This window comes from Corynebacterium sp. MSK008, from assembly GCF_030232585.1.
GTDB lineage: Bacteria > Actinomycetota > Actinomycetes > Mycobacteriales > Mycobacteriaceae > Corynebacterium.
The window spans coordinates 1-18,086 of the sequence record NZ_JASPJX010000016.1 but is presented as its reverse complement, the minus strand read 5'-3'; the positions used below and the strand labels follow the sequence as shown (position 1 = coordinate 18,086).

The window sequence follows — 18,086 nt, the reverse complement described above, 5'->3', positions numbered from 1 at the left end:
GAAGGGCTACTTCAGCTCCATTAATACGGCGCCCTTGTTCACCTGGCCGCCAACCTCGACGGCCAGGCCGGTCACGGCGCCCTCCTTGTGGGCCTTGACCGGGTTTTCCATCTTCATCGCTTCCAGCACGACCAGCACGTCGCCCTCGGCGACCTCCTGGCCTTCCTCCACGTTGACCTTGATCACGCTGGCCTGCATGGGGGAGGCGACGGCGTCGCCGGAGAGGGCTGCCTTGCCCGCCCGGCGCTTCTTCGGCTTGCGCTTGGCGGGGCCTGCCGCGACGAGTTCCTCGGGCAGGGCGACCTCGATGCGGCGGCCGTCGATCTCCACCGCGAAGGTGCGGCGAGAAGGCGCCTCGGTATCCGCGTCCTCGTCGGTTGCCGGGGTGGTGGGAAGCTCGCCGTCCCACTCCTCCTCGATCCAGCGGGTGTAGACGCCGAAGCCGCCCTCGTCGCCGACGAACGCCGGGTTGTCCAGGATGGCCTGGTGGAACGGGATCACGGTGGGGAAGCCGGCCACGACGTACTCGCCGAGGGCGCGACGGGCACGCTCGATCGCCTCCTGGCGGGTGGCACCGGTGACGATCAGCTTGGCCAGCATCGAGTCGAACTGGCCGCCCACCACGGAGCCTGCGCGCACACCGGAATCCACGCGCACGCCCGGGCCCGCCGGCTCGGCGTAGGCGGTGACGGTGCCCGGCGCCGGCATGAAGTTCGCGGCCGCGTCCTCGCCGTTGATGCGGAACTCGATGGCGTGGCCGTGGGCGGCGGGGTCGCCGTCGAAAAGCAAAGGCTCCCCGCGGGCGATGCGGAACTGCTCACGCACCAGGTCGATGCCGGTGGTGGCCTCGGTGACGGGGTGCTCCACCTGCAGGCGGGTGTTGACCTCCAGGAAGGAGATCAGGCCGTCGGAGCCGACCAGGTACTCCACGGTGCCCGCTCCGAAGTACCCGGCCTCGCGGCAAATGGCTTTGGCGCTGGCGTGGATGCGCTCACGCTGCTCGTCGGTGAGGAACGGCGCAGGGGCCTCCTCCACAAGCTTTTGAAAACGGCGCTGCAGGGAGCAATCGCGGGTGCCCACGACCACGACGTTGCCGTGCTGATCCGCCAGCACCTGAGCCTCCACGTGGCGGGCCTTATCCAGGTAGCGCTCCACGAAGCACTCGCCACGGCCGAACGCCGCGGTTGCCTCGCGGGTGGCGGACTCGTACAGCTCCGGGATCTCTTCAAGTGTGTAGGCGACCTTCATGCCGCGGCCGCCGCCGCCGAACGCGGCCTTAATCGCCACCGGCAGGCCGTGCTCTTCGGCGAAGGAGTCAACCTCGTCCGCGCCTGCAACCGGGTCCTTCGTGCCCGGCGCCATCGGGGCCTGCGCGGCCTCGGCGATGTGGCGGGCGGTGACCTTGTCGCCCAACGCGGCGATAGCCTCGGGGGAGGGCCCGATCCAGGTCAGGCCAGCGTCGATGACCTTCTGTGCGAACTCCGCGTTTTCCGACAGGAAGCCGTAGCCCGGGTGGATCGCGTCCGCACCGGACTTCTCCGCCGCAGCGAGGACCTTGTCCATGTTCAGGTAGCTCTCAGCCGCGTTCGAACCGCCAAGCGCGAAGGCCTCGTCGGCAAGCTGCACAAACGGCGCGTCCGCGTCCGGCTCGGCGTACACGGCGACAGACGCGATGCCCTCGTCCACACACGCGCGGATGACACGCACGGCAATCTCGCCGCGGTTCGCCACCAGCACCTTGGTCACGCTGTTCGGCAGGTCTTTAGTCGCTGCAGTGGTAGGCACGAAGCAATCCCGTCCTTACAATCGGAAAAACAAACCGTTAGAAACGTCGGACAAACGTCGAACCATGTTACAGCGCCACCGCGCCGACGCGCTTATTCAGCAGCGTTTTCGGGCGCGTCGCCCTTGACCACCGGCATGCGCACCATGTTGCCCCACTCGGCCCAGGAACCGTCGTAGAGCGCGACGTTGGTGAAGCCCAGGACGTGCTTGAGCACGTACCAGGTGTGCGAGGAGCTCTCGCCGAGCTGGCAGTACACCACCGTCTCGGCGTCCTTGTCGAAGTCGGCGTAGATCGCCTGGATGTCCTCCAGAGAGCGGAAGCGCGCGTTGGGGAACACTGAGCGGCCCCACGGCACGTTCACCGCGCCCGGGATGTGGCCTTGGCGTAGCGATGGCGCGGAGCAGGACTCAGGATCCGGGTCTTCGCCGAGGTAGAGGGGCGCCGGACGGGCGTCGATAAGCTGTGCTGGAGTGTGCTCCAACAACTCCGAAGCGAAGGCGCGGAAGGGCGCATCCTGGCGCTGAACCACCGGGTAGTCCGAGCGCGGATACTCCGGCACCACGAAGGAGGTGTCGCGCTCTTCGCCCATCCAGGCGTCGCGCCCGCCATCGAGAAGCCGCACGTCCGGGTGGCCGAACAGCTCGAACACCCACGCGGTGTAGGCGGCCCACCAGTTGGAGGAGTCGCCGTAGACCACCACAGTGTCGTCGCGGTTGATGCCGCGCGAGCGCATCAGTTCCGCAAACGCCTCGCCGTCGATGAAGTCGCGCACCAGCGGGTCGTTCAGATCCCGCTTCCAGTCAATGCGGACTGCGCCGGGGATGTGGCCGATGTCGTAGAGGAACGCGTCCTCGTCGCTTTCCACGACCTTCAAACCCGGCACGCCCAGGCGGGCGGACAGCCACGCCGCGGAAACGAACTTTTCGGGGTGCGCGTACTGCTGGAACTGCGGGGTGTCGTCGAGCTCGATGCCCATGGCGGCAACCTTTCTTCTCGCTCGTGTGCGGTGTGTGAAACCACCGTCAACGATACAGAAACGAATGCGGGGGGCTTGATGTGTTTGGCCGAGAAATACGGTGGTGTGAACTTGCACACTATCAAATCGCTCGTCCGGTGGAACTCACTGCCGCCGGTTAAAGTCAGAGGTAGGAACACACAGGTTACGGCCCGTTTGTTCTGGGTATCTGACCAGCCCCGGCATGTGCGTGGCGCGGGGCGTGAACCATGAAAGGGACCAACCGTGCACAAGGCGATTGTTGTCTTCGAGGTCGAAGGCGGCTCCGACAAGTCCTTCGATGGCCACCGCAAGGACACCATGCCCATCGTTAACGCCATCAAGGAAAAGGGCTGGGACTCCGAGGTTGTCTACTTCCGCCCGGAGTGGGCAGACGACCTGTTCACCTACGTTTCCGAGAACTTCGACGCCTACATCTCCCGTGTGAACCCGGGCAACATCCCGGGCGGCGAGCAGGGCTACTTCGACCTTCTGACCCGCCTGTCCGAGGCCGGCCTGGTGGGCATGTCCACCCCGCAGGAGATGATCTCCTACGGCGCCAAGGACGCCCTGGTCAAGCTGAACAAGACCGACCTTGTGCCGGAAGATACCGCCGCGTACTACGACGTGGAGGAGTTCCACAACACCTTCCCGAAGTCCCTGTCCTACGGCGAGCGCGTGCTCAAGCAGAACCGCGGCTCCACCGGTTCCGGCATCTGGCGCGTGCGTCTTGCCGACGAATCCCTGGCCGAGTCCGTCGAGCCGGGCACCGCACTGCCGCTGGACACCAAGCTGAAGTGCACCGAGGCCGTGGACAACCACACCGAGGAGCGCGAGCTGGGCGAGTTCATGGACTTCTGCGACCAGTACATCGTGGGCGACAACGGCATGCTCGTGGACATGCGCTTCATGCCGCGCATTGTCGAGGGCGAGATCCGCATCCTGCTGGTCGGCCCGCACCCGGTCTTCGTCGTGCACAAGAAGCCGGCTGAGGGCGGCGACGCGTTCTCCGCGACCCTGTTCTCCGGCGCGAAGTACACCTACCAGAAGCCGGAGGAGTGGCAGGAGCTCGTGGACATGTTCGCCGAGGCCCGCCCGGTCATCGCCGAGAACCTCGGCGGCGACAACATTCCGCTGATCTGGACTGCGGACTTCATGCTCGCCGACGACGACGAGACCGGCGAGGACACCTACGTCCTCGGCGAGATCAACTGCTCCTGCGTCGGCTTCACCTCCGAGCTGGACATGGGCATCCAGGAGATGGTGGCCGAGGAGGCCATCAAGCGCGTCGAGGAGAAGCACGCCTAAGAGCGTTTTGCTTATCGACGAGCACTCCGCCCGTCCCACGCGCCCGGCGCGTGTCGCCAGCGGATCGTCTAGCAGCCACAATGGTCTGCTAGACGATCCGTTTCTTATTAGCACCCATCTTCAACATCACCTGGGGAGACAGGTCACCGGGTGCGTGATCGTCTAGCAGCATTCGTTGCGGTGCTAGACGGTCCGCCGGTTAGTTGAGCAAGTAGCCGACGGGGTAGTGCCAGTTTTCGTAGAACTTCTCGGTGTCCCCCGAGACGGCTTCAATGCCGCCGTTCGCCGGGCGGAGGTCGGCGGAGTAGTGGTTGACAAAGCCGTCGGCGGTGAATTGGCCGCGCTCCGACCACGCAATTGTGGCGCCGCCGCTTTCTAGCGGCGTGATTTGGTCGATCTGGCCGAAGAGTTTCGCCTCGCTCGCCGGTTCACCGTCGACGTACAGCGCCAACCCGTCCGCGATCGATCCCGCGAGGCCCTGCGGCCCGTTCTCACCGCCGAGCGAGCCCTTGAAGGTGATCCAGCTCAGCGGCGCGCACGGGTCATACTGGTTGTCGATGTCCTCGATCCAGTAGTTGGTGTCAGATCCGTCATCCGCCGGCATGCGGCCCGGGGCGGTGCCGGTGGCGTACTGCTGGCGTGGGTCGGAGGGCAGGTGAGCGCAATTGTCGCCCTCGGGTGCTGCTGCGGCAGGAGGGTCGGTCTTGTCGGCTGGTGGCTGCGAGACAGTCTCGGTGACGGTCTTTTCCTCGGTAGGTTCCTGGGTCACCGTCTCCGCCCCGGCACCGCCGATGGATGCGGTGACGGTCGGCGCCATCCCGCCGGTATCCGTAGCTGTGTCCGCTGTCGTGTCTTCCGTGGCGCTGCACGACGCAATCGCGATCGCCGCCGGAACTGCAATGAGTAGCTTGGTCGCTTGGTTGATTCGCGTCATACCTCGTTAGGGTAAGAGCTTTTCCACGCTTTGCGGGTCGGCGTCGGAGAGCATCTGGCGGCAACGGTCGTATTCTGCCTGGTCACCGATAGCCTGTGAGGTTACTGCCAACATCGCAATGGTCTTCAACACACCCTGATTCGGCTCGTGCGAGGCGGGGACCGGGCCCCAGCCCTTCCAACCGTTTGCGCGCAGGCGGTCCAGAGAACGGTGGTAGCCGGTGCGGGCGTACGCGTAGGCGATGAGCTTGTCGCCGTCGCTCAGCTCGCGTTCCGCGCGGGCGGCCCAGACGGCGGGGGAGTCGGGGTGGGCGAGCGCGGTGTCGTCGGCAAGCAAATCCTTGCCCGCGGCCGGGTCGGCGGGCAGCTCGATGGGCTTCGGGGCGAGCATGTCGTTGATTTCCATGGCCGCCAGGCTACTAGTTTCCTGGGAGCCCGTGCCGGGCCCGGCATTCGCGCATATTGTGGTGCGCGTAACCCATGTGATCTGCGTCCCACACCGAGGAGCACCAATGGCAAGCCCGCTGTACGTCGCCCAAAACGGCACCTACGAGGAGTTTCTGGAGGTCTACGACCCGGAAGCGAACGACGCGACGGAGATGCTGTGCGCGGGACTGATCAACCGCGACCCGGAGGCACGTGCCCAGATCAGCAACGACATGCTGGACCGCGGCGCCGATGCGACGGTGGTGGATTACGGGCAGAACACGCTGACGCTGCTGCTTAGCCACGACCGGCTCGCTGAAGGCGACCCTGCACTGGCGCAGCGGCTTATCGACGGCGGCGCCGACGTGGATTTCCGAAACAGCGGCGGCGATGTGCCCATACGGCTGGCAATTCGTATCCGCGCTGACAACGACGAGCAGCGCCGCCCGCTGTACGAGGCATTGTTCGCTGCAAACGTGGATTTGGACGAGCCGTCGAGTGCCCGCAACCCGATAAACACGATCGGGAAGTGGCTGCGCATGAATGTAGACGGACGTCCCGGCAAACTCGATGTCTTGGACGAGTTTCTCAAGGCCAGAGGCTACTAGGAGGTTCCCATGGCAAGCCCGACGTACACGGCGAAGAAGGGCAACTACGAGGAGTTTCTGGAGGTGTTCGACCCAGAGGTGAATGACCCGACGGACATGTTGTTTAACGGTCTCACCAACAAGGATCCGGAAACCCGCGCCGCAATCTGCAACGACATGTTGGACCGGGGCGCGGATGCGTCGAGAGTCGAATACGGGCAGAATGCGCTGACTGTCCTGCTAGGCAGGCACCGTCACCTGGGGGCCGGTGATGCGGCGCTTGCGCAGAGGCTTGTCGACGGCGGCGCCGACGTGAACTACCGCGAACGACGTGGATCCCTGGTCCTGCAGCTGGCGGTCGAGATCCGGGTGGACGACGAGCAGCGTCGCCCGTTGTACGAGGCCCTGTTTGGGATAGAAGACCTGGATCTGGATCTTCCGCAGAACACGCACAATCCGTCCAAGAGCATCGGTGAGTGGCTGCGTGCGGACACAGACGACCGACCAGACCAGAACTACGTCCTCGACGAATTCCTGAAGGCAAAAGGCTATTAGCGAGGGAGAAAAACCATGGCAAGCCCGCTTTATGTCGCCCAAAACGGCACCTACGAGGAGTTTCTGGAGGTCTACGACCCGGAAACGAACGACGCGACGGAGATGCTGTGCGCCGGATTGATCAACCGCGACCCCGAGGCGCGCGAAAAGATCAGCAACGACATGCTGGACCGAGGCGCCGATGCGGCGGTGGTGGATTACGGACAGAACACGCTGACGCTGCTGCTTAGCCACGACGATCTCGGCGACGGCGATGCGGCGCTCGTGCAGCGGCTCGTCGATGCCGGCGCCGACGTGAACTTCCGCGAAACCCACGGGGACACACCGATCAAGCTCGCGGTGAAGATCGGAGCGGAAAGTGACGAGCAGCGCCGTCACATCTACGAAGCGCTGTTTAGCAAGGACGTGGACTTGGACGGGCCGTCGAGTGTCCGCAACCCCAAGAACAAGATCGGCGAGTGGCTGCGCATGTGCGTGGACCACCAGCCGGAGGGGCTCAAGGTCCTCGACGAGTTCCTCACCGCCCGCGGATTCTAGGGGCGCGTGCGGGGAGTTCGTCGCAAATTTGTACGAATCAACAACGTGCGAATCCGACCTGGGCTTTAGCAGAGCAGATTCGGGAAAAATGTCGATTCGTACAAAACCGCCCGGATCGCGGCCCCCTTACTCCCAGATGTCGGACGCGTTCAGGCCGAAGCGGTATAGGCAGCGTCGCAGCAGCGGCATGGACAGGCCGATCACGCTGGTGGGGTCGCCGTCGATGGAGTCGATGAACCAGCTGCCCAGCGCCTCCAGGGTGAATGCGCCGGCGCACTCGAGCGGCTGGCCCGATTCGGCATAGGTCTGGATGTCGGCGTCGGAGACGTCGCCGAAGCGGATGGTGGTGGCAACGGTGTCCACCACCCATTCGCCGCCGAACCAGACAGCGTGGCCCGTGAGCAGCTGTGCAACCTTGCCGCGCTGCGCTTTCCAGCGCTCGACGGTCGCCTCCACGGTGTGGGGCTTGCCCAAAAGCTCGCCGTCGAGTAGCAGCATGGAGTCGCAGCCGACCACCACGTCGTCGGGGAATTCGGCGATTGCCGTCTCAGCTTTGGCGCGGGCGAGGGTGGAAACGGTGGTGGACGCATCGGCGCCGTGAAGCGATGCGATTACCGCGTCCTCGTCGATGTGCGCCGGACGCAGCACTGGGGTAACCCCGCCTTGCTCGAGCAGCATGCGCCGCGACGGCGACTGCGACGCCAACACCAGCCGCATCAGAAGTACACCGCAGAGTCGAAGGCGTGCGGGTTGAACGCGGCGGCGGGATGCGATGCGCCCCAGCCGTTCGCGTCCGGCTGCACCCCGGCCAGCTTGCGCTCGCGTTTAAGCTGCTCCATCACCTGCGAAAGTGCCGCCAGTTCCGCCTCGGTGGGGTTGCCCTTGAGTACCTGAATGTCCACGTCAGCCTCCTTTTCGTGGTTAGAGCGGGATGTTGCCGTGCTTCTTCTGCGCCGGGTAGGCCACCTTGCGCTCCAGCAGGCGCAGGCCCTCCAGCACGCGGGCGCGGGTGGCGGACGGCTCGATCACCGCGTCCACCAGGCCGCGCTCGGTGGCCACGTACGGGTTGAGGTTTTCCTCGGCGTACTTCTCGGCATCGGTGCCGATGGCTTCGGCGACGGTGGTGGCGTCTGCAAGCGCGATCTGCGCGGTCGGCCACGCGAACACCAGGTCCGCGCCCAGGCCCTTGGACCCCAGCAGTGCGTAGGAGGGGCCGAACGCCTTGCGGGTGACCACGGTGATCGTGCCCACCTGGGCCTCGGCGAACGCGTAGGCGAGAGCCGCCGCGGCGGCAGAGGAGCCTGCGCGCTCCTCCTCCACGGCCGGCAGGAAGCCCGGCGAGTCCACGAACTGCACGATCGGTAGGTTGAACGCGTCGCAGGTGCGAATAAAGCGCGCGACCTTGCGCGCGGCGTCGCGGGTCAGGCAGCCGGCGAGCACGCTCGGCTGCGTAGCTGCGACACCAAGGGCACGCCCGCCGACATGCGCAAACCCGGTGACCACAGAGTCCGCGTAGCCTGCGGAAAGCTCGAAGAAATCCCCGTCGGTGACGGCGTTGACCACGTCCAGCACGTCGTAGGGCTGGTTGTCGTCGTCCGGGATGAACGCGTCCAGGTCAACACCGGAACCGGCAGCCTCAGCTCCCAGCGGGGAGGCGGCCTTGTTGTTCAGCGGCAGGTAGCCCACCACCGCGCGCGCCAGCTCCACCGCCTCCACGTCGGTGGCGGCGGTGAGCTGCGCCAGGCCGGTTTCCGAGGCGTGGACGGCGCTGCCGCCGAGCTCGGCGCTGGTGGTTTCGGCCTCGGTCACCTTGCTCACAATGTCGGCGGTGGTCACGTGCATCGACGCGCCCTCGGCCATGACGGTGATGTCCGCCAGCGGCACGGTCGCCGCAGTCAGCGCCGCCGCGTCGCCGGCCACGACTGCGATCTGCGGGATCAGCCCGGAGGCGCGGGTGGCGGCGCGCAGGATCTGCGCCTGCATGTGCGCGGTGACAATGCCTTCCTTCCAGCGCGGGCCGGTGGAGTCGTAGATGCCGATCAGCGGCACGCCGGTCTTGGTTGCCAGGTCGTAGATCTTGAGCATCTTCTCGGCGTAGACCTCGCCGATTTGCCCCTCGAAGACGGTGGGGTCTTGGGAGAACAGGCATACCCTTCGGCCGTCGATAAGCCCGTAGCCTGTGACCACGCCGTCGGTGGAGGGCTTGGACTTGTCCATCTTGTACGCCTCGACGCGGTGCTTGGCCAGCGCGTCGGTTTCCACGAACGTGCCTTCGTCCACAAGCTTGAGCACGCGCTCGCGGGCGGTGGCGGCCCCGGCTGCGTGCACTGCGTCGATCGCGTCCTGACCGACCGGGGCCTGCGCCTCATCCAGGCGGTTGCGCAGATCCTGGATGCGGCCCGCGGTGGTGGTCATGTCGGGTTTGGATGAACTCATAACGCCTCAGTCTAGATTCCTTATGTGCCGCCATGCTTATCGACGGCTCCGCCGCCCGCGTTTCACCCTCCACCGATGGGCAGTAGAGCGGAGCCTACGCGCCGAGAAGGGCGAGGGGCATGACGATGATTCCGTCGGGGCGGACGTATGCCTGTTTACCTGTGGTTACCACCATCAGGTTGGTTACCCGGTCCGGGATGCGCTCGCGCAGCCACAAAAGGTGCCGGACGTCGGTGTCCTCAACCCGCGGCTTGAGTTTGACCTCAACACCGACGACTTCTCGTTCCGGCCCTTCGACGATGAAGTCGACTTCCCGTTCTCCGGCGTTTGATCGGAGGTGGTACACCCGCGCTCTGGCTGCTTGAGCCAGCACACGGAGTGTGAGCGCAGTCAGGGATTCGAAGAGTGGCCCAAACATGTGGGCTGCGCGGTTGCTTAACAGGGCGGACGGGGTGATGCCGAGAAGTCGTGCTGCCAGAGCGGGGTCGGCGAGATGGTGCTTCGGGCCTTGCTGGAGCCGTTTCAATTCGTTGTTTTCTGGAACCCACCCCGGGACAGGGTCGAGTAGCCAGATTTTCGCAAGATGCTCACGGTACGCGAGTGTGGTCTTTTGGTTTGGTTGTTCGGTCTGTCCACCTGTCGTGGCGTCAAGCAATCTGGAGTAGGCCGTGGTGGTCGACGTCGCCGCAGCGTATGCGCGCAGCCAGCTCCGAAGTGACTCGGGGCGGCGGACTTCGTACCCGGCATCGGGGATGTCGCGGTCAATGATGCGTTCCAAGTAGGAGTCCAGCATCATCATCTGGATTGTGGGGTCGGCGGCAGCAATAGCAGGAAAACCGCTGCCGACAATGAGCTTGGCGTAGTCACCGACTTCCAGGCCGGTCATTCCGGAGAAATCTGTATCTCCATTCAAAACACTGGTGAAGCTGCACGTAGGTTCTGCCACCCCACGCTCGTGAATGGCCATCGGTCGCATCCTCAACGAGTAGATCCGACCGGCGCCCGAGTGCGACCCTTCCGCATTAACGGGAGTAGCTGATCCAGTCAGGAGAAACCGCCCTGGGGTAGCGCCGCGATCCACTTGCCGGCGGACGGAATCCCATATCTCGGGAAGGTGCTGCCATTCGTCGATAAGCAGCGTGCCCTGCGGCGCAGAAGAGAGAGAAAAGTCGGCTTCGGCGACGCTTCGCATCTCCGGGTCATCCAGATACCAGGCGGCGTTGGCACGTCGTCTTGCAGTGTCGGTCTTGCCTACGCCTTTGGGGCCGTCGATGGCGATGGCGGGGAGGTGGGGCATGAGCAGATCGAGTTCGTCGTCAAGCGTACGCCGAAGGTAAGTCATATGTGGCAGTGTACAGCATAAACAGTTCCTACTACCGTAAATTCAGAACGTCTACTACTCGATTTTCAGACGTCCTACTGCCGTAAATTCAGAACGTCTACTACCCGATTTTCAGAAAATGCCCCACGCCGAAAATCCGGTGTGGGGCATCGCATCGCCTTAAGGGAGGAAGAAACTAGCGCTCCCAGACGCGGTGGGACGCCAGCAGCTCCTTGACCGGTGCTGCGGCAGCGTCGGCGGTGTCGACCGCGACGATGCCCGGCTGGTCTGCTGGCACGCGTGCGCCCTCGAGCGCCTCCTGGCCGGCCTCGCCCACGGCGATGATGGCCTTCTTGTGCCGCTCGAGCTCGCCGAGCATCGTGTTCACGTCGGTGTTTGCCGGCGGGTTGACCACCACGGCCGCGTCGAACTCGATGGAGCTGGCGGTCAGGTACGTGCGCGAGATGGACACGTCCTTGCCGCCGATATTCACGGCCCCGCCCTTTTCGGCGACGAGCAGAGGGGTTGTGCCGGCGGCGAAAAGGTCGTCGATAAGCTTGCCCACCGCGTCGGCGGAATCACCCAGGTCGGTGGAGATGAGCACGCCGACCTGGCGGCCGTCGATAGGCCAGGTGCCGCCCATCTGGGACAGTGCCTCGGATGGTGTCACATCGGCGACATCCTGCTTCTCCGGGTGCGGCAGGCCCAGGTTGTCGGCCACGGCCTCCGCGAGGGCCTGGTCCACGTGCGCGAGCACATCGAGGTAGCGCACCTTGACTGCCTCCTCGTAGCACTTGCCCAGCTCGAAGGACAGGGCCTGGGTGAGGTGGTCCTGCTCGACATCGGTCAGCGAGATGTAGAACTGGCGCGCCTGCGAGAAGTGGTCGTCGAAGGACGCGGGCTGCTCACGGGTGATCTTGCCTTCCACGGCGACGGGAACGTCGATAAATGCGCCCTCGTCCACGGTGGCCTCGGCCGGGTTGTTCTCGTCCAGCGAGTTCGGCTTGTAGGGCGCCACGCCGGTGTGGGAGCCGACCTGGTGCATGCCGTCGCGCAGGTTATCGTTCACAGGAGCCTGCGGGCGGTTGATCGGCAGCTGCGCGAAGTTCGGCCCGCCCAGACGGGAAATCTGGGTGTCCAGGTAGGAAAACAGGCGGCCCTGCAGCAGCGGGTCGGCGGTGACGTCGATGCCCGGGGGCAGGTGCGACGGGCAGAACGCGACCTGCTCAACCTCTTCGAAGTAGTTGCGCGGGTTCTTGTTCAGCGTCATTGTGCCGATGATCTCCACCGGCGCGAGCTCCTCGGGCACGAGCTTGGTCGGATCCAGCAGGTCGATGCCCTCGAACATCTGGTCCTCCGTGTCCGGGAAGACCTGCACGCCCAAGTCCCACTGCGGGTAGGCGCCGGCCTCGATAGCGTCGTAAAGATCGCGGCGGTGGAAATCCGGGTCCATGCCGCCGGTGATCTGCGCTTCTTCCCACACCTGGGAGTGCACGCCGAACTTCGGCTTCCAGTGGAACTTGACCAGGGTGGTCTCGCCCGCGTCGTTAATGAAGCGGAACGTGTGGATGCCAAAGCCTTCCATCATGCGCAGCGAGCGCGGAATACCGCGGTCCGACATGTTCCACAGCGTGTGGTGGGTCGCCTCGGTGTGCAGACCGACGAAGTCCCAGAACGTGTCGTGCGCCGACTGCGCCTGCGGGATCTCGCGGTCCGGGTGCGGCTTACCCGCGTGGACGACGTCCGGGAACTTGATGGCGTCCTGGATGAAAAACACCGGGATGTTGTTGCCCACCAGGTCCCAGTTGCCCTCTTCGGTGTAGAACTTGGTGGCCCAGCCGCGGGTGTCGCGCACGGAGTCGGCGGAGCCGCGAGAGCCCAGCACGGTGGAAAAACGCACGAAGACCGGAGTCTCAGCGTCCTTCTTAAACACCTTGGCCTTGGAAATCTTCGACGCGTTGCCGTTGGCCACGAACGTGCCGTGGGCACCCACGCCACGCGCGTGGACGGCGCGTTCCGGGATGCGCTCGTGGTCGAAGTGGGTGATCTTCTCGCGGAAGTGGTGGTCCTGCATCAGCAGCGGGCCACGCTCGCCGGCGCGCAGCGACTTCGAGGTTTCAGACAGGCGCGCACCCTGGGCGGTGGTGAGGTACTCGCCTTGCTGCGTGCGCGGATCCGGGGAATCCGAACCGGCACCGAAGTGGAACGGGCAACCGGTGGCAGAAACCGAGGCCGGCGGCTGCTGCGCGTCGGTGTCCTGCGGCGGGGTGGTCTTGCCGTCGGGCTGTGCAACGCCCGGCGTTGCGGCGCCCGGCTTACCGGGTGCGCTATCGCCCGCCGGCGACGCTGCGTTGGTGGATGGGGTCTTGTCGCTCATTCCAGTTCAACCTCTCAAGGTAAGGGAGTAGGTGCCCGCCCGAGCGTAGCGATGCGCGCGCCGTGGGGCCGTGAAAAATTACTACGCTCGTCCACATGAGTGTGCGCAATGTGCAGCGAATTCAGGACGAAGTAGCCGAGTACTGGCCGAACGTGCGGTGGGTGGAATCCACCGGCTCCACCAACGCCGACCTGCTCAACGACAAAGCCGCGCCGGGCACCGTGCTCATCGCCGACGAACAGACGGCGGGCAAGGGGCGGCTGGGGCGGCAGTGGGTCACGCCGAAAGGCTCCCAGTTGGCCATGAGCATGGTGGTGGAAGTGCCGGAGACGCCGCCGCCGTTCGGCCTGCTGTCCATCGCGCCGGGCGTGGCGGTGACTGACGTGGTGCCGCAGGCGCGGCTGAAATGGCCCAACGACGTGCAGATCGGCGGCAAGAAAATCGCCGGGATCCTCTCCGCGCTGGATATGCCGCGCGTGATCGTGGGCATCGGCATCAACGTGGCCATGCGCGAGGAGGAGCTGCCCGTAGAGACTGCAACGGCGCTCAACCTCGAGGGGCTGGACGTGGATTTCGACGATTTCACCGCCGACATCCTGCGCGCGATGGGCAAGCGGCTGAACCAGTGGCGCGAGGGTAACCCGCAGCTTTTGGAGGACTACCGCGCGGTGTGCGCCACCATCGGCCAGAGTGTGCGCCTGGAGATGCGCGAGGGCGAGGAGACCGTTACCGGCACCGTCACCGGTGTCAACGACGAGGGCGAGGTGCTTATCGACGGCTCCGCGTATTCCGTCGGCGATGTCCACCATCTGCGGCCGACGTCCTAGGCGTGCAGTACCCTGCCTGTTTATGGCTGGCAAAGCACCGTTTCGCATCGGCGGGGACGAAGTCGTCCTCGCCGACGTGTGCGCGCCGCTTTCCGCGCTGACCATCCCGCTGCTCGAGCTGGTGGCCGTCACCGGCGTGGCCTGGATGGCCATCGGCTGGATGGACGTGACCCCGCACGTGGACCCGGGCCTGCGCAACATTGTGGTGTTGATCTGGGCGCTGATCGTGCTGTGGCGGTTCATCGTCCCGCTGGTGGCGTCCAGGCGCCGGCGCTTCATCGTCACCGACAAGCGCATCCTGGCCCGCGGCCGGCGCGGGGCGGTGGATTCCATCCCGCTGCGCCAGATCCACTCTGTGCGCCGCGAGCGTGGCGGCATCAACGTGGCGGTGTACGGCTACGCGCAGCCGATCGTGTTCGAGCGGGTGGGCAAGACGCGCGCGGTGGAGAAAGTGCTGCAGCGCGCGCTCGGCGCGGCGCGGTAGGCCTGCGGCGCGCGGCCGGTGCCCGGCGCCGCACGCCTCGCCTCGGGAGCCCCTACCTCCGACACTTCGTGGCGGGATCTGTCAGTGCGCCCCTATATCCCCAGGTCGGCACAAACGGCTGCCGTAATTTGTCAGGAACCCCGTCCGGCGCACCCTTTCCGCCCGGCGTTGTGCGCTACTTGTACCCCTTGATCTCTGTGGTGTGCAGCTGCTCGTCCAAGTCCTCGGGGGAGAGCTTGCCGCCCAAGAACTCGGCGGTGACCGGCAGGTGCAGCTCCATGTCGGTGCCGGGGCACAGCTCGATCACCGCTTCGTCCACGGTGTAGTCCAGCACGTGGCCGCCGCGCGAGTGCTCGCCGTCGATGAAGTGCACGTGGCAGCCCGGCACGCCGATGCCCTTGGCGTACATGGGGGTGCGGAAACCTCCGATGACGCCCTTGACGTCGGTGAAGACGTGCTCCGCGTCGTCGGAAACCGCCTCCGACATCGGCGGGTAGGGCTTTTCCTGCTTGGTTACCGTGCGCACCACCACTTCTTTGAACCGGCCGGTGATTTTCACGGCGGTGAAGAAGTTGTGGCTCGGCTCGGTGTCGTCGATGAACTTGGCCAGCTCGGAGCGGACCATGCCGGCGGGGGCGTCGAAACGCATCCGCGGCACGAAGTTGGTCACCACGGTAAACGGGGTGCGCTGGTCTAGATCGGCCACGCGCGCCTTGCCGTCGGAGGTGAGCTGGTGGCACACCCCGTCGAGGATGAGCATCTCGCCGTTGAGGGCGTCGAAGGTGCCCAGGCCGAAGTTGCCTTTGCTCAAGACGTCGCCGATGGTCAGCTCGCCGTCGTAGATGCCGTCGAGAAGCGCGGTCATCAGCGAGTTCTGGAAGATTGTGTGGCGGGCGATCGTTTCAGACATGGCTGCGATGCTAGCCGGAGGGGCGACTACAGTGTGCAGGGTGAGTAACGCCTATGGGATGCCCGTCGTCGCCGTCATCGGCGACGGCCAGTTGGCACGGATGATGCAGACGGAAGCGATCGAGCTCGGCGTGGAGACCCGCGTGCTGGCCGCAAGCAAGGACGCCTCGGCCGCGCAGGTGTTCGGCGAGGTGCGCCTCGGCGACTACACCAAGCTGGAGGATCTGCGCGCGATCGTGGATGGCGCGGATGCGGTCACCTTCGACCACGAGCATGTGCCCAACGAGTACGCGCAGTTGCTTATCGACGAAGGCGTGGCCGTCGAACCCCGCCCCGATGCCTTGATCTACGCCCAGGACAAACTCGAGCAGCGTAAGCGTCTGTCCGAGGCCGGCCTGCCGGTGCCGGCGTTCGCGGCGATCGAGTCGGCCGCGGACGCCGAGGCGTTCTGGGACGAGACCGGCGGCCAGGTTTGCTTGAAGGCCACCCGTGGCGGCTATGACGGACACGGGGTGTGGTTCCCGTCGTCGCGCGCAGAGTGCGCCGAGCTGGTTGAGGACCTGCTGGGCCGCGACCTGCCGCTGATGGCGGAGAAGAAGGTCGCGTTCACCCGCGAGCTGTCCGCGATGGTGGCCCGTAACCGCTCCGGCGACGTGCGCGCCTGGCCGGTGGTGGAGTCGCGCCAGGACGGCGGGATCTGCCGCGTGGCCATCGCTCCCGCGCCGGGCATGTCCGCGGAGCTGGCAGCGCGCTGCGAGGAGCTCGCCGTGCGCGTTGCCGAGGGCTTGGGCGTGACCGGCGTTCTGGCCGTGGAGCTGTTCGAGTACGACGGCGACAACGGCCCGGAGGTCTCCGTCAACGAATTGGCCATGCGCCCGCACAACACCGGCCACTGGACCCAGGACGGGTGCGTGACCTCCCAGTTCGAGCAGCATGTTCGGGCGGTACTGGATTGGCCGTTAGGTGCCGTCGATAAGCTTTCGCCCGCAACCGTCATGGTCAACACCCTCGGCGGCGACAAAGACCCTTCCGTACCGATGGCCGAGCGCGTCATTGAGGTGATGCGCAAGTACCCGCAGGCCAAGGTGCACCTCTACGGCAAGGACCACCGCCCCGGGCGCAAGATGGGGCATGTCAACGTGTGCGCGGACAGCGTCGACGACGCGCTCGCCGTAGCCGAAGACGCCGCGCACTACATCATCCACGCAACCTGGAAGGACTAGACACATGGCACAGCCAGTCGTTGGCATCATCATGGGCTCCGACTCGGACTGGGACACCGTCGCCCCGGCCGCCGAGGTGCTCGCAGAGTTCGGCATCCCGTTTGAAGTTGGCGTGGTTTCCGCGCACCGCACGCCGGAGAAGATGCTGGCCTACGCCAAGGAAGCGCACACCCGCGACCTGCAGGTGATCATCGCCTGCGCAGGCGGGGCGGCGCACCTGCCGGGCATGGTCGCCGCGGCGACACCGCTGCCGGTCATCGGTATCCCGCGCGCCCTGGACACCCTCGACGGGTTGGACTCGCTGCTGTCCATCGTGCAGATGCCCGGCGGCGTGCCGGTGGCCACCGTCTCCATCGGCGGCGCGAAGAACGCAGGTTTGCTCGCCGCGCGCATCCTGGGTGCGGCCGATCCGTCAGTGCAGCGCCAGATGGTGGACTACCAGGCGCGCATGGCTGCCGAGGTCGAACGGAAAGACGAGGCGCTGCGCCAGCGCCTGATGGGTGAGTAACCCAATCGTCGTGCTGGGCGCCCGCATCGTCGACGGGCGCCCTTCGCGCATGCTCGAGTTCCGCCTGCGCCGTGCGCTCGAGGTGTGGCGTGCGGCCCCCGCGCCGCTGGTGGTTTCCGGGTTTGAGGAGGCCCAGGTGATGGCGGCGTGGCTTGTGGCGCACGGAGTGCCCGAGTCGGCGGTGGTGCTGGAGCCTAAGGCGCGCTCCACCAACGAGAACCTGGAGCGCTCCCGGGCGCTGTTCCCGGACGCCGCCTATCTCACCGTGGTGACCAGCGGTTTCCACGTTCTTCGCACCCGCGTGTGGGCGTGGCACCTGGGTATCCCGGTGCGCCTGGTGGCGGCGCCGACCCCGGAGACCTCGCGAGCGAAGAACTACGCGCGGGAGGTGGTGGCGCTGCCGCACTCCGCGGCGCGGGTGGCATGGCGCCGTTTCGTGCGGCGGGTGCTCGGGCGGTAGGGGCGGATTTTCGCAGACGATATTCGCATGGAAAAGATCCACGGCAAATCCATCACCGAAGAGCAAATTCAGCAGTGGGCTGATGAGGCTGAAGCGGGGTACGACCTTTCGAAGCTGCCGGCTCCCCGCCGAGGTCGTCCACCAGTAGGTAGAGGTGCAGGTACGGTCGTACCGGTGCGTCTCGACGACGAAACGATCGCCGCCCTCATGGCCCGCGCCGAAGCGGAGGGTCTGACCACCCGGTCGGATGCGATCCGTGAGGCTATCCGGCAGTGGACTGGGGCGGACCTACGGAGCTAAACCCCGAGTAAGGGATCCAGAGTAAGGCCGATTTTGGGCGGCGGGATCAAGCGGTTAATGCGCCACGTTTGAATATTTGCTCGAGTATTTCACGTGGGGTTGCTCCGCCGAGGAC

At 65.6% G+C, this 18,086-nt stretch carries 20 protein-coding genes; 10 read left to right on the top strand and 10 right to left on the bottom strand.

Translation table 11 applies throughout. The features are described from left to right. Positions 1-6 precede the first annotated feature (6 nt). Entirely contained in the window at positions 7-1,785 is a 1,779-nt protein-coding gene (locus QP996_RS11180; RefSeq protein WP_284872690.1) for an acetyl/propionyl/methylcrotonyl-CoA carboxylase subunit alpha, read from the bottom strand. Positions 1,786-1,877: 92 nt separating this feature from the next. After that, positions 1,878-2,762: a sulfurtransferase gene (locus QP996_RS11175; protein WP_284872689.1), complete on the bottom strand. Its 885-nt coding sequence runs from the start codon at positions 2,760-2,762 to the stop codon at positions 1,878-1,880. Positions 2,763-3,026: 264 nt separating this feature from the next. On the opposite strand from QP996_RS11175, the gene QP996_RS11170 reads away from it, so the two are divergent. Then, entirely contained in the window at positions 3,027-4,088 is a 1,062-nt protein-coding gene (locus tag QP996_RS11170; RefSeq protein WP_284872687.1) for a Cj0069 family protein, read from the top strand. Positions 4,089-4,287: 199 nt separating this feature from the next. Here QP996_RS11170 and QP996_RS11165 read toward each other — a convergent pair whose 3' ends face one another. Further along, the gene (locus tag QP996_RS11165; protein ID WP_284872686.1) at positions 4,288-5,022 is read right to left on the bottom strand and encodes a hypothetical protein; all 735 of its coding nucleotides are present in this window, start codon (positions 5,020-5,022) and stop codon (positions 4,288-4,290) included. 6 nt (positions 5,023-5,028) lie between these two features. Continuing rightward, positions 5,029-5,427, bottom strand: coding sequence for a DUF3151 domain-containing protein (locus tag QP996_RS11160; RefSeq protein ID WP_284872685.1), 399 nt, complete (start codon positions 5,425-5,427; stop codon positions 5,029-5,031). Positions 5,428-5,533: 106 nt separating this feature from the next. On the opposite strand from QP996_RS11160, the gene QP996_RS11155 reads away from it, so the two are divergent. The 3 genes from QP996_RS11155 to QP996_RS11145 are packed head-to-tail and all read left to right on the top strand — an operon-like array spanning position 5,534 to position 7,126. Beyond that, entirely contained in the window at positions 5,534-6,055 is a 522-nt protein-coding gene (locus tag QP996_RS11155) for a hypothetical protein (RefSeq protein ID WP_284872684.1), read from the top strand. A gap of 9 nt (positions 6,056-6,064) precedes the next feature. Beyond that, positions 6,065-6,589, top strand: coding sequence for a hypothetical protein (locus QP996_RS11150; RefSeq protein ID WP_284872683.1), 525 nt, complete (start codon positions 6,065-6,067; stop codon positions 6,587-6,589). Between the two features lie 15 nt (positions 6,590-6,604). After that, positions 6,605-7,126: an ankyrin repeat domain-containing protein gene (locus QP996_RS11145; protein WP_284872681.1), complete on the top strand. Its 522-nt coding sequence runs from the start codon at positions 6,605-6,607 to the stop codon at positions 7,124-7,126. Between the two features lie 126 nt (positions 7,127-7,252). On the opposite strand, the gene QP996_RS11140 is transcribed toward QP996_RS11145, so the two are convergent. The 5 genes from QP996_RS11140 to QP996_RS11120 all read right to left on the bottom strand — a co-directional run bounded on the left by QP996_RS11140 (position 7,253) and on the right by QP996_RS11120 (position 13,260). Beyond that, on the bottom strand, positions 7,253-7,843 hold the full coding sequence (locus QP996_RS11140; protein ID WP_284872679.1) for a Maf family protein: 591 nt from the start codon (positions 7,841-7,843) through the stop codon (positions 7,253-7,255). Next, positions 7,843-8,028, bottom strand: a complete 186-nt coding sequence (locus QP996_RS11135) for an acyl-CoA carboxylase subunit epsilon (RefSeq protein ID WP_284872678.1) — start codon at positions 8,026-8,028, stop codon at positions 7,843-7,845. Before QP996_RS11135 ends, QP996_RS11140 begins: the two co-directional genes overlap by 1 nt. 19 nt (positions 8,029-8,047) lie before the next feature. Further along, positions 8,048-9,562 (bottom strand): acyl-CoA carboxylase subunit beta, encoded by a 1,515-nt coding sequence (locus QP996_RS11130; protein ID WP_284872677.1) that lies wholly within the window; start codon positions 9,560-9,562, stop codon positions 8,048-8,050. A 94-nt stretch (positions 9,563-9,656) separates the two neighbouring features. Continuing rightward, complete coding sequence (locus QP996_RS11125) at positions 9,657-10,904, bottom strand: ATP-binding protein (protein ID WP_284872675.1); 1,248 nt, start codon at positions 10,902-10,904, stop codon at positions 9,657-9,659. 175 nt (positions 10,905-11,079) lie between these two features. Continuing rightward, positions 11,080-13,260, bottom strand: a complete 2,181-nt coding sequence (locus QP996_RS11120; protein WP_284872674.1) for a catalase — start codon at positions 13,258-13,260, stop codon at positions 11,080-11,082. Positions 13,261-13,355: 95 nt separating this feature from the next. Here QP996_RS11120 and QP996_RS11115 point away from each other — a divergent pair, with 95 nt between their 5' ends. Next, positions 13,356-14,087 carry a biotin--[acetyl-CoA-carboxylase] ligase gene (locus QP996_RS11115; RefSeq protein WP_284872673.1) on the top strand — a complete coding sequence of 244 codons (732 nt, stop codon included), beginning with the start codon at positions 13,356-13,358 and terminating at the stop codon, positions 14,085-14,087. A gap of 22 nt (positions 14,088-14,109) precedes the next feature. Beyond that, positions 14,110-14,571 (top strand): hypothetical protein, encoded by a 462-nt coding sequence (locus tag QP996_RS11110; RefSeq protein WP_194560848.1) that lies wholly within the window; start codon positions 14,110-14,112, stop codon positions 14,569-14,571. A 175-nt stretch (positions 14,572-14,746) separates the two neighbouring features. On the opposite strand, the gene budA is transcribed toward QP996_RS11110, so the two are convergent. After that, complete coding sequence (gene budA / locus QP996_RS11105; RefSeq protein WP_284872671.1) at positions 14,747-15,481, bottom strand: acetolactate decarboxylase; 735 nt, start codon at positions 15,479-15,481, stop codon at positions 14,747-14,749. A gap of 40 nt (positions 15,482-15,521) precedes the next feature. On the opposite strand from budA, the gene QP996_RS11100 reads away from it, so the two are divergent. The 4 genes from QP996_RS11100 to QP996_RS11085 are packed head-to-tail and all read left to right on the top strand — an operon-like array spanning position 15,522 to position 17,971. After that, positions 15,522-16,703, top strand: a complete 1,182-nt coding sequence (locus QP996_RS11100) for a 5-(carboxyamino)imidazole ribonucleotide synthase (RefSeq protein ID WP_284872670.1) — start codon at positions 15,522-15,524, stop codon at positions 16,701-16,703. A 4-nt stretch (positions 16,704-16,707) separates the two neighbouring features. Continuing rightward, complete coding sequence (purE, locus tag QP996_RS11095) at positions 16,708-17,211, top strand: 5-(carboxyamino)imidazole ribonucleotide mutase (RefSeq protein WP_284872669.1); 504 nt, start codon at positions 16,708-16,710, stop codon at positions 17,209-17,211. After that, complete coding sequence (locus tag QP996_RS11090; protein WP_284872668.1) at positions 17,204-17,671, top strand: YdcF family protein; 468 nt, start codon at positions 17,204-17,206, stop codon at positions 17,669-17,671. The genes purE and QP996_RS11090 overlap by 8 nt, the downstream gene beginning before the upstream one ends. Positions 17,672-17,698: 27 nt before the next feature. Continuing rightward, the gene (locus tag QP996_RS11085; protein ID WP_284872667.1) at positions 17,699-17,971 is read left to right on the top strand and encodes a ribbon-helix-helix domain-containing protein; all 273 of its coding nucleotides are present in this window, start codon (positions 17,699-17,701) and stop codon (positions 17,969-17,971) included. Positions 17,972-18,086 lie beyond the last annotated feature (115 nt).

Coding starts and splice junctions, on each gene's coding strand:
- QP996_RS11120 (WP_284872674.1), bottom strand. CDS start 13,260: ATGAGCGACAAGACCCCATCCACCAACGCAGCGTCGCCGGCGGGCGAT.
- QP996_RS11085 (WP_284872667.1), top strand. CDS start 17,699: ATGGAAAAGATCCACGGCAAATCCATCACCGAAGAGCAAATTCAGCAG.
- budA (WP_284872671.1), bottom strand. CDS start 15,481: ATGTCTGAAACGATCGCCCGCCACACAATCTTCCAGAACTCGCTGATG.
- QP996_RS11140 (WP_284872679.1), bottom strand. CDS start 7,843: ATGCGGCTGGTGTTGGCGTCGCAGTCGCCGTCGCGGCGCATGCTGCTC.
- QP996_RS11115 (WP_284872673.1), top strand. CDS start 13,356: ATGAGTGTGCGCAATGTGCAGCGAATTCAGGACGAAGTAGCCGAGTAC.
- QP996_RS11130 (WP_284872677.1), bottom strand. CDS start 9,562: ATGAGTTCATCCAAACCCGACATGACCACCACCGCGGGCCGCATCCAG.
- QP996_RS11160 (WP_284872685.1), bottom strand. CDS start 5,427: ATGGAAATCAACGACATGCTCGCCCCGAAGCCCATCGAGCTGCCCGCC.
- QP996_RS11155 (WP_284872684.1), top strand. CDS start 5,534: ATGGCAAGCCCGCTGTACGTCGCCCAAAACGGCACCTACGAGGAGTTT.
- QP996_RS11165 (WP_284872686.1), bottom strand. CDS start 5,022: ATGACGCGAATCAACCAAGCGACCAAGCTACTCATTGCAGTTCCGGCG.
- QP996_RS11110 (WP_194560848.1), top strand. CDS start 14,110: ATGGCTGGCAAAGCACCGTTTCGCATCGGCGGGGACGAAGTCGTCCTC.
- QP996_RS11145 (WP_284872681.1), top strand. CDS start 6,605: ATGGCAAGCCCGCTTTATGTCGCCCAAAACGGCACCTACGAGGAGTTT.
- QP996_RS11125 (WP_284872675.1), bottom strand. CDS start 10,904: ATGACTTACCTTCGGCGTACGCTTGACGACGAACTCGATCTGCTCATG.
- QP996_RS11175 (WP_284872689.1), bottom strand. CDS start 2,762: ATGGGCATCGAGCTCGACGACACCCCGCAGTTCCAGCAGTACGCGCAC.
- purE (WP_284872669.1), top strand. CDS start 16,708: ATGGCACAGCCAGTCGTTGGCATCATCATGGGCTCCGACTCGGACTGG.
- QP996_RS11150 (WP_284872683.1), top strand. CDS start 6,065: ATGGCAAGCCCGACGTACACGGCGAAGAAGGGCAACTACGAGGAGTTT.